General features: G+C 64.1%; 12 protein-coding genes, 1 tRNA gene and 1 pseudogene. 7 read left to right on the top strand and 7 right to left on the bottom strand.

Annotated features, from left to right (window positions below):
- Nucleotides 1-64 precede the first annotated feature (64 nt).
- From IEY21_RS14290 to IEY21_RS14280, 3 genes are read left to right on the top strand one after another with little or no spacing between them, the layout of a single operon-like run.
- Nucleotides 65-922: an HpcH/HpaI aldolase/citrate lyase family protein gene (locus IEY21_RS14290; protein WP_229753119.1), complete on the top strand. Its 858-nt coding sequence runs from the start codon at nucleotides 65-67 to the stop codon at nucleotides 920-922.
- Between the two features lie 29 nt (nucleotides 923-951).
- Nucleotides 952-1,917, top strand: a complete 966-nt coding sequence (locus IEY21_RS14285) for a carbohydrate kinase family protein (RefSeq protein WP_188905020.1) — start codon at nucleotides 952-954, stop codon at nucleotides 1,915-1,917.
- A gap of 32 nt (nucleotides 1,918-1,949) precedes the next feature.
- Nucleotides 1,950-2,891, top strand: coding sequence for a pseudouridine-5'-phosphate glycosidase (locus IEY21_RS14280; RefSeq protein ID WP_188905019.1), 942 nt, complete (start codon nucleotides 1,950-1,952; stop codon nucleotides 2,889-2,891).
- 106 nt (nucleotides 2,892-2,997) lie between these two features.
- On the opposite strand, the pseudogene IEY21_RS14275 reads toward IEY21_RS14280, so the two are convergent.
- Nucleotides 2,998-3,342, bottom strand: a pseudogene (locus tag IEY21_RS14275) (cation:dicarboxylate symporter family transporter); the annotation flags it as partial.
- 321 nt (nucleotides 3,343-3,663) lie between these two features.
- Between IEY21_RS14275 and lpdA the strand changes: the two are divergent.
- The 4 genes from lpdA to IEY21_RS14255 all read left to right on the top strand — a co-directional run bounded on the left by lpdA (nucleotide 3,664) and on the right by IEY21_RS14255 (nucleotide 7,464).
- Entirely contained in the window at nucleotides 3,664-5,070 is a 1,407-nt protein-coding gene (lpdA, locus tag IEY21_RS14270) for a dihydrolipoyl dehydrogenase (RefSeq protein ID WP_188905018.1), read from the top strand.
- 188 nt (nucleotides 5,071-5,258) lie between these two features.
- Nucleotides 5,259-5,333 (top strand) — tRNA-Glu (locus tag IEY21_RS14265).
- Nucleotides 5,334-5,398: 65 nt separating this feature from the next.
- Nucleotides 5,399-6,547, top strand: a complete 1,149-nt coding sequence (locus IEY21_RS14260; protein WP_188905017.1) for an O-antigen ligase family protein — start codon at nucleotides 5,399-5,401, stop codon at nucleotides 6,545-6,547.
- A complete protein-coding gene (locus IEY21_RS14255) occupies nucleotides 6,544-7,464 on the top strand; it encodes a hypothetical protein (RefSeq protein WP_188905016.1) in 921 nt (306 codons plus the stop codon). The genes IEY21_RS14260 and IEY21_RS14255 overlap by 4 nt, the downstream gene beginning before the upstream one ends.
- Here the strand turns inward: IEY21_RS14255 and IEY21_RS14250 are convergent.
- The 6 genes from IEY21_RS14250 to IEY21_RS14225 are packed head-to-tail and all read right to left on the bottom strand — an operon-like array spanning nucleotide 7,461 to nucleotide 12,519.
- Nucleotides 7,461-8,180 carry an SDR family oxidoreductase gene (locus tag IEY21_RS14250; RefSeq protein WP_188905015.1) on the bottom strand — a complete coding sequence of 240 codons (720 nt, stop codon included), beginning with the start codon at nucleotides 8,178-8,180 and terminating at the stop codon, nucleotides 7,461-7,463. The genes IEY21_RS14255 and IEY21_RS14250 overlap by 4 nt on opposite strands.
- A complete protein-coding gene (locus tag IEY21_RS14245) occupies nucleotides 8,177-8,728 on the bottom strand; it encodes a dTDP-4-dehydrorhamnose 3,5-epimerase family protein (protein ID WP_188905014.1) in 552 nt (183 codons plus the stop codon). Before IEY21_RS14245 ends, IEY21_RS14250 begins: the two co-directional genes overlap by 4 nt.
- Nucleotides 8,725-9,627: a glucose-1-phosphate thymidylyltransferase RfbA gene (gene rfbA / locus IEY21_RS14240; RefSeq protein WP_188905013.1), complete on the bottom strand. Its 903-nt coding sequence runs from the start codon at nucleotides 9,625-9,627 to the stop codon at nucleotides 8,725-8,727. Before rfbA ends, IEY21_RS14245 begins: the two co-directional genes overlap by 4 nt.
- Nucleotides 9,624-10,655: a dTDP-glucose 4,6-dehydratase gene (gene rfbB, locus IEY21_RS14235; protein ID WP_188905012.1), complete on the bottom strand. Its 1,032-nt coding sequence runs from the start codon at nucleotides 10,653-10,655 to the stop codon at nucleotides 9,624-9,626. Before rfbB ends, rfbA begins: the two co-directional genes overlap by 4 nt.
- Nucleotides 10,652-11,593, bottom strand: a complete 942-nt coding sequence (locus IEY21_RS14230) for a glycosyltransferase family 2 protein (protein ID WP_188905011.1) — start codon at nucleotides 11,591-11,593, stop codon at nucleotides 10,652-10,654. The genes rfbB and IEY21_RS14230 overlap by 4 nt, the downstream gene beginning before the upstream one ends.
- Nucleotides 11,590-12,519 (bottom strand): glycosyltransferase family 2 protein, encoded by a 930-nt coding sequence (locus IEY21_RS14225; RefSeq protein ID WP_188905010.1) that lies wholly within the window; start codon nucleotides 12,517-12,519, stop codon nucleotides 11,590-11,592. Before IEY21_RS14225 ends, IEY21_RS14230 begins: the two co-directional genes overlap by 4 nt.
- Nucleotides 12,520-12,530: the final 11 nt, after the last annotated feature.

Genomic DNA, 12,530 nt, shown 5'->3' with positions numbered 1-12,530 from the left:
TCCACTGCTCATCGGTCAACTCGTAACGCCGAACCACACGTCATTTTTACACTGCCTCCAGGGTTTGCGGACACACCCTAGTGCCCTGACCCGGCCGCTGCGCTCGGTGCTGTACGTGCCGGGCGACAAGCCCCGCGCCCTGGAGAAGGCCCGCACGCTGAACGCCGACGCCGTCATCCTGGATCTGGAAGACGCCGTGGCCCCGGAACACAAGGCGGCGGCCCGCGGAAATGTGCGGGCGGCGCTGCTGGCGGGCGGCTGGCCGGGACCGGTGTTCGTGCGCGTCAACGGTCCCGGCAGCGCGTGGGCCGCCGACGACTGCGAGATGGCCCGGCAGTCGGGCGCGGCGGGGCTGGTGCTGCCCAAGGTCGAGGACGCCCGCACCGTGACGGCCCTGGCCTGTGGCCTGCCCGTGTGGGCCATGATCGAGACGCCCGCCGGGGTCCTGAACGCCCCGGCCATTGCCGCCGTTCCGGACGTGGCCGGCCTGCTCGTGGGCGCCAACGACCTGGCCCGCGCGCTGCGGACACGCCCGCATCCGCAGCGGCTGCCGTTGCTGCACGCCCTCTCGGCGGTGGTCCTGGCCGCCCGCGCCCACGGCAAGTTGCCGCTGGACGCCGTATACAACGATGTGCGCGACCCCGAGGGATTTGCCGCCGAATGCGAGCAGGGCCGCAGCCTGGGGTTCGCCGGAAAGACGGTGATTCACCCCGACCAGATCGGCCCTGCCCACGCCGCCTACGGCGTCACACCCCAGCAGGCCGAGGAGGCCCGCGCCGTGCTCGCCGCATGGGGCGACGCCCGCGCCGCGGGCAAGAGCGTCGCCACCTTTCGCGGCGCCCTGATCGAACAGATGCACGCCGACGAGGCGGCGGAGGTGCTGCAGCTGTGGGAGGTCACCGGGGAGCGCTCCGCGCACTGAGTGGCCCCGGCCCGCTAGCATGCTCCACCATGCTCCTCTCCTCTGCTCCACCTCCCCAGGTTCTGGTCATCGGCGGCGCGAACGTGGACGTGAAGCTGCGCACGCTGGCCTCCGCCGTGCCCGCCACGAGCAATCCCGGCACGTCGGCCCAGACCCCCGGCGGCGTGGCCCGCAACGTGGCCGAGAATCTGGCCCGGCTGGGCGTGCGCGCCGCCCTGCTCTCGGCGGTGGGGAACGACACGCTGGGCGATGGGTTACTGCAGAGCACGGCGGCGGCGGGCGTGGACGTCTCTCCGGTGCTGCGCGTGCCCGGCACCCCGACCGGCACCTACACGGCGGTGCTGGACGACACTGGTGAACTGGTGATCGCGGTCGCCGCGATGCAGGTCACGGACGCCCTGACCCCGGCGGCGCTGGAGGACCGGTGGGCGGTGCGGGTGGGCGCACCGTGGGTCGTTGCGGACGGCAACCTGCCCCCCGCGACGCTGGCGCACCTGCTTCTGCGGGCGGCGCAGGGGGGGGCGCGAGTGGTCTTTGAACCCGTCAGCGTGCCCAAGGCCGAGCGCTCACGGGCGGTGCTGACGGCAGGCCCCGCTCCCTGGGCCGTTACGCCGAACGTGGCCGAACTCGGGGCGCTGGTGGGAGCGCCGGTGCCCGACACGTTGCCCGCCCTGACGGCGGCGGCGCATACGCTGCACGCGCAGGGCGTGGAGGTCGTGTGGGTGCGGCGCGGCCCACACGGCAGCCTGCTCTCGGGGGCAGGCGGCGTGACCGAACTGCCCGCCCTGAAGACGCGTGTGGTGGACGTGACCGGAGCCGGAGACGCCATGCTCGCCGCTTTCCTGGCGGCGCTGCTTGCCGGGGAAACGCCTCTACAGGCGGCACGCGAGGGCCACGCGGCGGCGGCCCTGACGGTCGCCAGCACCCGGACGGTGGTGCCGGACCTGACGCGCGGACGGGTGCGGGCGGCGCTGGCCCAGGTACACGCCGACTGAATCCGGCGCCGTTCGGCGTTACCCTGCAGGGCATGGTCCCGTCCTCCATCCGTCCCGAAGTCGCCGCCCACCTCGACCTGCACCCGGAGGTTGCCGACGCGCTCGCCGCCGGCCGGCCCGTGGTGGCGCTGGAGAGCACCATCATCAGCCACGGCATGCCGTACCCGCACAACACCCAGATGGCGCGCGGTGTGGAGGCGGTCGTGCGCGAGAACGGCGCGGTTCCGGCCACCATCGCCGTGCTGGGCGGGCGGCTGAAGGTGGGCCTGAACAGTGACGAGCTCGAAGTGCTCGCAACCGACCCAAACGTTCAGAAGATCAGCACCCGCGACCTGCCGGTGACGGTGGCGCTGGGCGGCCACGGCGCGACCACGGTGGCCTCGACCATGCGGATCGCCGCGCTCGCGGGCATCCGGGTGTTCGCCACGGGCGGCACGGGGGGGGTCCACCGGGGTGCGGGCCACAGCATGGACATCAGCGCCGACTTGCTGGAACTCGCCCGCACCGACGTGTGCGTAGTCAGCGCAGGGGTCAAGAGCATCCTGGACATCGGGCTGACCCTGGAGGTCCTGGAGACCCAGGGCGTGCCCGCCATCACGCTGGGCAGCGATGAATTTCCCGCCTTCTACTCGCGCCACAGCGGGTTTGCCTCGCCGCTGAGCGTGCGCAGCGAGGCCGAGGTGGCCCGCGTGCTGCACGCCAAGTGGTCGCTGGGCCTGCGGGGAGGGGTGCTGCTCGCCAACCCGGTCCCCGAGGACGCCGAGATTCCCGCCGCCGAGATGGAGCCGCAGATTCAGCAGGCCCTGGCAGACATGGACGCGCTGGGCCTGACCGGCAAGGACACCACGCCCTACCTGCTGGGGCGCATCGTGGAGATCACGGGGGGCCGCAGCCTGGAAACCAACATCGCGCTGGTGCGTCACAACGCGGCGGTGGCGGCGCGGGTGGCCGCCGCGTACACCGAGCTGGCCTGAACCCGACTGGCCTGGACCAGGGAGGGCACGAGCACGCCGCGCCGGGGCAGGGGGCCCACGGCGCGGCGTCTTTTCTGTCTGGGACAGGTCAGGCGAGCTGGGCGCCTCACAGCGTGCGGCCCTCTCCGTGCTCCTCGGCCTTCACGTCGGCGTTCACGGGCGGCAGCTGCTCACCGTCCAGCACGCGGGTCAGGCGGTTCATGTCCACGGCGTTCTCGCTGCGGGCCACGACCAGCGTGGCGACGCCGTTGCCGATGATGTTGGTGATCGCGCGGCCCTCGCTCATGAAACGGTCAATGCCCAGGATCAGTGCCAGGCCCGCCACCGGCACACTGCCCAGGGTGGCCAGGGTCCCCGCGAGCACCACGAAGCCGCTGCCGGTCACGCCCGCCGCCCCCTTGCTCGTCAGCAGCAGAATCGCCAGCAGCGCAAGCTCCTGCCCAAAGCCGAGCGGTCGCTGCGCGAGTCACGCCTGATCGCCGCCCTGCCCCCCGTCACGGCCGCGCTGTGGGACCCGTCCGAGCTCAGCCTGAGCGCCTCGGAGGTGGGGCAGCAGCTGGGCCTGAGCCGCGTGACCGCCTGGCGTTACCTCGAACACCTGCTTGCCCAGGGCGAGGTGCAGGCCGAGACGGTCGGCCCCAGCGTGGGCCGGCCCACCAAGCGCTACCGCCGCGCGTGATCCAGGGCCCTTCCCAGGGGGCAGGCGTTCTGTCCCCGCTGCAGGAACGCGCCACCATCCGGCGTGGGGGGCGGTGCTACGCTCGGGGGTGATATGGATTCCTTTGACGTGTTGGTGATTGGCGGCGGCCCGGCAGGCTACGTGGCGGCCATCCGGGCAGCGCAGCTGGGCTTCAAGACCGCCTGCGTGGACGATTTCACGCGGAACGGCAAACCCTCCCTGGGCGGCACCTGCCTGAACGTGGGCTGCATTCCCAGCAAGGCCCTGCTGGATTCTTCCGAGAAGTTCGAGATGATTCAGCACGACGCGGCCGACCACGGCATTCAGGTCGCCGGCGCGAGCATTGACCTCGCCAAGATGCTGTCGCGCAAGACCGGCGTGGTGGACAAGCTCACCGGCGGCATCGCCTACCTGTTCAAGAAGAACAAGGTGACCTCCATCCCGGGACTGGGCCAGCTGGTCCGGCAGGACGGCGAGGACTGGGTGGTCAACGCCGCCGGCACAGAGGTCAAGGCCCGGCACGTGATCGTGGCGACCGGCAGCAGCCCGCGTGAACTTCCGCTGGCCCCTTTTGGCGGCCACATCGTGGAGAACAGCGGCGCCCTGGCATTCACGGAAATTCCGGGCCGGCTGGGCGTGATCGGCGCGGGCGTGATTGGTGTGGAGCTGGGCAGCGTGTGGCGCCGTCTGGGCGCGCAGGTCACGGTTCTGGAGGCCCTGCCCGGCTTTCTGATGGCTGCCGACGACGCCGTGAGCAAGGAGGCCCTCAAGCACTTCAAGAAGCAGGGCCTGGACTTCCACTTCGGGGTGAAGATCACGAAGGTCGAGCAGGACGATGCCGGGGTGACCGTTACCTACACCGAGAAGGACCAGGAAGTGACCGCGCAGTACGACAAGCTGATCGTGTCCATCGGGCGCGTGCCGCACACGGCGGGCCTGGGTGCAGACGCCGTGGGCTTGGCGCTGGATGAGCGCGGCTTCGTGAAGGTGGACAACCACTACCGCACCAACCTGCCGGGCGTCTATGCCATCGGCGACGTGATCGGCGGAGCGATGCTCGCCCACAAGGCCGAGGAGGAGGGCGTGGCCCTGGCCGAGATGCTCGCCGGACAGGCCGGACACGTCAACTACGACGTGATTCCCTGGGTGATCTACACCAGCCCTGAGATCGCCTGGGCCGGCCTGACCGAGAAGGCAGCCACGGATGCGGGCCACCGGGTCAAGACTGGGCAGTTTCCTTTCAGTGCCAACGGCCGCGCCCTGGGCCACAACGACACGCGCGGCTTCGTGAAGGTGGTCGCCGACGCCGATACCGACAAGCTGCTGGGTGTCCATATGGTGGGCCCCAACGTCTCGGAACTGATCGGGGAAACGGTGGCGATCATGGAATTCGGAGGCAGCAGCGAGGACCTCGCCCGCACCATCCATGCCCACCCCACGCTCAGCGAGGTGGTCAAGGAAGCGGCCCTGGCGGCAGATAAGCGCGCGCTGCACATGTAAATCCCCTGGCCCTGGGGACCGGGACGGAGCGGGGGGTGGCCCCATCTCCCCGCTCTCGCCCTCCCCCCCCTTGACGTGGCCTTACCTCAGCGGCTATCTTTCTGTGCGTGCCGGAAACGGCACCCCTTGAAAGGCAGTCACCGGAATCTGTGTCCTCTGGGCCAGCAACCGAACAACTGAAGTGGTGTGGCCCCATCGTCTAACGGTTAGGACACTACCCTTTCAAGGTAGCGATACGGGTTCGAATCCCGTTGGGGTCACCACTGAAAGCCTCCGCCCTGGCGGGGGTTTTTTGTTGCACCTGTACTGGCCACCTATACTGGCGCGCGTGAGTTCTTCCCCGGCCGCCCCCAGCTTCACTCTGCCAAAGTGGGTGGGCGGGCTGATCGCGCTGGTTCCGGTGTTTCCACCGCTGTACCTGGCCGCGCTGGGAGCCCTGAGCCGCTTGCGAACGTTGCCGCTAGCCGCGCGGTGTGTTCTCTTTTTCTTTGCCAGCACCCAGCTGATCGCGGCCCTGTTCACGCCCCAGCCGCTGCTCTCGTTTGGGCTGGCGGCGGCCCGTACCCTGCTGATTCTGGGCATGATCGCGGCGGGTGTGTACCTGCGAAACAGCCGCAACCTCAGGCCATTGCTCTGGGGACAACTGGTGATCTTCGCCACAGCCTGGGGCTACACGCTGCTGACCCTGGGCTTCGCAGGCGTGCAGGAGCGCCTGGGGCATCCGTACTACTACGTCGTGTCGCTGGGGCTGGTGGCGGTGGTGTCGCTGTGGCTCGTTCTTTTCTGGCGAGGAGGGCGGTTGTGGTGGCGCCTTCCGGCCGGGGGACTGGCCCTCGCCACTTTGCTGGCGGCCGGGAGCCGGGGGCCGCTGCTCGCCCTGGGGGTGGGAAGCCTGGCTGCGCTGGCCTTTGCCGGGCGACAAAGGCGCTGGTGGGTGCTGCTGCCGGGCGTGGTGGTTCTGGGTCTGGCCGCCCTGACCACCTCGCTGAACATTCCGCTGCAACCCGTCGAGCGTCTGCTCAACGACCAGACCAGCGGGCGTGAATATGTCTGGCGGGACGCCGTTCTGGGCTGGAACACATCGCCGATCGGCGGCGTCGGACCGTATCAGGGCGGACCATACTTGACGTACCTATTTAGAGATGGCTGCCAGCTCACACCGACGCTGGAGCGCAATGACATTCAGTGTCCAGAAGCCCTCAAACGTTGGACCAGCGTCTGGCTGATCGCCCACAACGCCTGGCTGCACTGGCTGCTTGAAACGGGCATTCTGGGCACCCTGGGACTGCTCGTGGTGATGGCTTATGCGCTGTGGCGCTCAGCCGTGGCGGGCGACGCACTGACGGTCGCCATCCTGTACGGCTTCACCGCCATGAATGTGGTGGACGTGGTCATTGCGCTGCCCAGCCCACATTTTGCGGAGTTGTGGTGGGTGGCGGTGGGGATTAGCCTCGGGCCAGTAAAGCGCGGCATATGACCGACATCGACATCCCGTCTGCTCCCACAACCGTGCCCAGGGTTAGCCCCGAACTTTCCGGCGTGCAGATTCATAGCCTTCACGGCTTTCGGAGTCAGGAGGCGTGGGGTCGCTGGACATTGGGCAAGGTTACGGCCATTGAACTGAATGCTCTGAAAAGCGAATGGATTGCCGCCAACCTAACCCTCACGCTGCCCCTCCCGGACCAAACCCTGCAAGTATGGTTGAACGACAGCCCACTGGGCCAGATCAGGACATTGAATATTCCCGCCAAGTACAATATATGGCTTGTGTTGCCGCTCCGGCAGGGAAGCAATCAGCTGCGCTTGCTGACCAATAAAAGCAATTTGGACCCCCGTTTCCGACCATTTGCACCCCACGACCACAGCGATATAGCCATTTCTGTCGAGAATATGTTGCTCCAACCCATACTCCACGGGACAGGGCAGCTGTATTCCATCTTTCGTCCTGTGGGTCTGCAAACCTACGACGCTGCCCTGAATAACCAGGTGATCTTGTTTATACCTGCCGCAGGTGCCCAGCAGTTGAATTACAGCGTGCTGGCAACCACCGCGGGCCAGCACTTCCAGATCAGGCTCGGCCGCGACACGGTGACCACCTTCACCGCTCCGCACGCCGGCAGCCTGATGAATGGCACGGTGAACCTGCGGCCTCATCTCCAGCAGCGCCTGACAATCACTACCACACTGCCCCCACTCCCCGGTCGGGCGACATCCGACCAGACGTTCCGTCTTCTTGCCGAGCAGGGGGGCCAGAGTTCGTTCTACGTCCAGCGTCTTTCTCTGATGTCTCCAGTCTGCTGGAAACAATTTGAATTGCCTCTCGCACTTACTGGAGTCCTCGTGTTCCTACTATGGCTGGGTCTGCTGCTGTTCCGACGATCTACGGACCATTAGAGCCAGGAAGCTTTCAGCCGTTCCCATCGCCTGATGTTTAGACTTACGTCTCCCGGCAGCACCACGCCTGCTCCCGCCCGTGTGCCTTCCTGCACATCCGGCTTGCGCCGCCGCGCAAGCTCGTAGACACTCTTGCGCTCGGTCACGATATGCAGCACCTCGTCATCAATCTCCAGGGCATGCTGCACAGCCAGCGCAATCTGAGGCGCGATCACATCGACATAGTCCTGACCGGTATACACATCGCTGAAGGCCACCGGATACTGAAATTCGCGTGGCCGAAAGCTGGTGCGGAGAATCAGGTGGTGTCGGGCAGTGCGGGCAGCCTCCTCGGCGACCAGCTTGGTCAGGGCATAAAAGTTGACGACTGGCCCCGGCGTGTCATCCTCGCCGTAGCCACCTGTCTCGCCGCTGAACACATAATCGGTGCTGATATGCACCAGCTTGGCGTCCACCGCGTTGGCAGCGCGCGCCATGTTTCGTGTACCCTCCACATTCGCGGCCCAGCACGCTTCACGTTCCCGCTCCGCGCCCCCCACATCGGTGTAAGCCGCCGCATGGACAATCACGTCGGGCCGCTCACGCTCGACCAGGGCCCGCACACTCGTCATGTCGGTGATGTCCATCACCCGGCTGCTCGGGGCAAGGAGCGTGGGAAGGAGCACGCGCAACTCGGTGCCCAACCGCCCACTGCCGCCGGTCAGAAGGATCTTCATCCCCGGTCCTCGTCCCACAACTCCGTTCCGAAGAAGTTCCAGGGCAGGCGACCCTCGTTGGGGTCTGCAATGTCGAACTGGGCGTCCATCGTGTACAGCAGGGTTGCTCCCTGATCTCCGGCCTGGTAGCCGTGTGCCACTCCACTGGGAATATGCACCAGCATGGGCTGCTCACCGCTCAGGATCAGTTTGCGTTGCACGTTCAGCGTGGGGCTGTCCTCACGGCAATCCACCAGCCAGACCATCAGCTGGCCGCTCAGAACACACCACAGCTCATTCTGCGGCCCCTTCACGTGGATATGAAAGGCGTTGATCCGTCCCGGTGCCGCCCACGACATACTGATCTGCCGGGGCGTCAGCGGGCCGGGCAACCCCTGGACACCCGTTTCGTTCAGACGCAGGTATTCCATGAACGCGCCGTTCTCGCTGCGGTTTTTCTTGAGGGCGTGAAACCAGACCCCGTCGATCTGCGGCGCGGCCGGGTAGGTCTCGAAGGTTAGTGCCTGGGTAGTCGAGGCGTCCAGTTTAATCTTGCGGTCTGAGGTCATGGGTGGCTCCGTTTTTCCTGGCTGATTTTCATCAGGTACTGGCCGTACCGGTTCTTGGCCAGTCGGCCTGCCTGTTCGAGCAGCTGTTCGGTGCTGATCCAGCCCGATCTCCAGGCAATTTCCTCGGGAGCAGCCACCTTGAGGCCCTGGCGGTGCTCGATGGTCTGAATGAAGCTACTGGCTTCCAGCATGCTTTCGTGCGTGCCGGTATCCAGCCACGCAAACCCCCGGCGCATCACCTGTACGTCCAGCAAGCCCTCTGCGAGGTAGATGTTGTTGAGGTCGGTGATTTCCAGCTCGCCGCGCGCCGAGGGCTGCAGACGCCGGGCCAGTTCAGTGACTCGCGCATCATAGAAATACAGCCCGGTGACTGCGAAGTCCGATTGGGGTTGGGCAGGCTTTTCCTCGATGCTCAGGGCCCGCCCGGAGGCATCAAAGTTCACCACACCGTAGCGTTCCGGATCACTGACCTGATACGCGAAGACGGTGGCCCCCTCGTCCTTCTGATCGGCACGGTCCATCAGGTCGGACAGGTCATTGCCATAGAAAATGTTGTCGCCCAGGATCAGCGCGCTGTTATGACCACGCACAAAATCCTCACCGATCAGGAAGGCCTGCGCCAGTCCGCCGGGCTCGGGCTGCACGGCGTACTCCAGACTCAGGCCCCACTGCGAGCCGTCGCCCAGCAGTTGCCGGAAGCGCGGAGTGTCCTCCGGCGTGGAGATGACCAGCATCTCGCGGATGCCCCCCAGCATCAGGGTGGTCAGCGGGTAATAGATCATCGGCTTGTCGTAGACCGGCAGCAGCTGCTTGCTCACCGCCAGCGTCGCCGGATACAGCCGCGTCCCGCTGCCGCCCGCCAGAATGATGCCCCGGCGATTGGAAGAAGGAATCGTCACTGGGCCGTGCCCGCCAGCCGCTCGGCGTACTGGCGCTCGTAGTACTCACGAAACTCGCCGCTGCGGATCGGCTCCCACCAGGAACGGTTGTCTGCATACCATCTGGCGGCTTCAGCGACTGCTTCTTTCGGGTCATACCTGGGCTGCCAGCCCAGGGCCCTCAGCTTGTCCACGTTCATGCTGTAGCGCCGGTCATGACCGGCGCGGTCCGTGACATGCCGCACCAGATCGTGTGACTTACTCAGCGTCTCCAGAACGATGTCCACCATCTCCAGGTTGGTCATCTCACGTCCAGTCCCGACGTTGTAGACCTCTCCGATCTCGCCGCGCAGCAACACGGCTTCAATGCCGGTGCAGTGGTCATACACATGGGCGTAGTCGCGCATCTGCAGTCCGTCGCCGTACACAGGAATGGCCTCGCCCAGAATCGCGTTGGTGGAGAACAGCGGCACCGCCTTTTCCGGATACTGGTACGGGCCAACGTTGTTGGCCCCACGCGTGATGGTCACCGGCAGGTCATAGGTGATGGCATAAGCCTGTACCAGTTGATCGGCGGCGGCCTTGCTGGCAGCGTAGGGACTGCGGGGCGCCAACTCGTCAGTCTCCACACTCTGGTGGTCATCGCGGATATGCCCATAGACCTCGTCGGTGCTGATGTGGTGCAGGCGGAGGCCCAGCTCACGGGCCACTTCCAGCAGAACGTGGGTGCCGCGCACATTGGTGTCCGTAAACACCAGCGGTCCCAGGATGCTCTGGTCCACATGGGTCTCGGCGGCGAAATTGACGATCAGGTCAATCTGGTGCTCCTGGCACGCCCGGCGTACCGCATCCAGGTCAGTAATATCACCCACCACCAGGGAAAGACGGGAATCTTCCCACAGGTCAGCCAGGTTTTCTTGACGCCCCGCGTAGGTCAGCTTGTCATAGACCACGATGTGGCTTTCGGGATGATGCGCCATCCAGTACCGCACGAAATTGCTGCCGATAAAGCCGCAGCCTCCGGTGACAAGTAAGTTATTGAAGGTCATGAGGTCTTCCTTTCCTGACTCCAGTGATAACGGTGCATACTCAATATCTTCTTAAGGGCTATCGGCAGCAAGCGGTGACGTTTACCCGTTTGAAAGGCCGTGAACTTGGCTGCTGCTTCCAGAAGGACCAGCGGAACCAGGTCCACATGCCCATGCCTGAGCACATAACGCATCTGCCCTGCAACAAACCGCAGCCCCTCGCCGCCCACCCTGGCCCCATTGAGCAGAGGTCCTGCTTGCGAGAAAGAAACGCCCACGTCAAAGTTGCGGCGAAATTGCTGGGTTAGGGTGTAGTCATGAGAATGAACAACTTGCGATTGTGCCACGTATTCGGTGGCTTGTCCCGCTCGTAGCAGTCTGGCTGCCAGAATCATATCCTCATTCATGATGACGCCTTCAGGGAAGCCGCCCACTAACCAGAAGAGATCGGCCCGCACCGCTGAGCAGACATTGGAGAAGAAAAAGGCTTTAACCCCCAGGTGTTGGATGTTCGCCTCTCGCCGAAGCCGGCTGCTGTCTGGATAATTGAAGTACCGGGAAAATTGCTCCAGTAATGAGGCACCGGGGCGGGGCAGTTGTCGGGCAAAAGTGGCTGCCACCTTGCCCGCGAGAATGGGTGCAACCAGTTCTTCTAGCCAGCGATCGTGGGCCGGAATGGCGTCCTGGGTCATAAATACCAGGATTTGCGCCCCCTGTGCACAGGCCAAGTGGGCACCCCGGTTGCGGGTGCCCCCGTGATTGAATCCCTCGCGAACAAGCGAGACAACTTCAAAACCGTGTTGCCGATAAAGTTGAGGACTGTTATCGGCAGAGGCTGAGTCCAAAATCAAGACATGATCTGGCTGTCTGGTCTGGCGGTTCAGGGCTGCAGAAAAGGCCGGAACGTGACGTGCGGCATCCAGTGTGGGTACGATCAGAAAAATAGACTGGGGTGTCATGTTAGTCCTAGCCAAGCCAGATTGCGGACCATACCAATCTTGAAAAATCGTTCCCGAACAATGGTTTGACGTCGCTGCCAGGGCGACATATAGGGTAGTTGAGCGAAAATTCGTGCCTGGTCCACCTGTGCGGCGTCTGGGAAACGTTCAGCGAAAGCCGCTGCCTGCCGCGCGGTCGATTCCAGGCTTCGCCGGGCCTCACTCCGGTCACCTAGCTTCGCCATCTTCGAAAGCAGGTACTGCCCATCAAACTTCTTGGCACCCACCTCGTTCCTTGCGTGCTGGCGATAGCGTACCGTCGGTTCACTCAGCCAGATTACCCTGCCGAAGGCACACGCCACCAACGCCAACCACCAATCATGCATCACAGCATCTGCCGGCACAGGAAGGGCTTTTTTGAGCAATGCCCTATTGACCAGCATGGTACAGCCAGTCACAACATTTTGCGTCAATATGAGGTTGAATTGATCACCCCAACGTGGGTTCAGATTTTGATAGCGCCAGAATGATGGGGCGAGACTTTCTCCGGCTTGGTCAATTAATTTGAGATCAGTGTGTATAAGCAATGGCACGTCTTTCCCATAAATACCTTCATAAAAGAGGATTTGCTTCATCATTGTAAGAACTTTGTCATGACACCAAATATCATCTTGATCCGAGCAAAAGACATATGGACTGCTTGTATTCTGCAACAGAAGCGAGAAATTAGCGCTGGCTCCGCCAACAGGCGGAAGCTGAAGATTTTTAACACGGGGATTTTTCCTGCTTAAGTCGGCAACGTACTCGCAGGTTCCATCGCTGGAGCCATCATCATGAATGAGTATTTCATGCCTTTGAGAAGTTTGATGCAATAGAGAATCAATCTGATCCTCTATATAATTCAGTCCATTATAAGTTGCCAAAACTATGGTTATATCTTGCATCATCTCTCCTAGGC

Origin of the sequence: Deinococcus aerophilus, from assembly GCF_014647075.1 — a bacterium.
GTDB classification, from domain to species: domain Bacteria; phylum Deinococcota; class Deinococci; order Deinococcales; family Deinococcaceae; genus Deinococcus; species Deinococcus aerophilus.
This window is presented reverse-complemented; position numbering and strand designations above follow the sequence as displayed.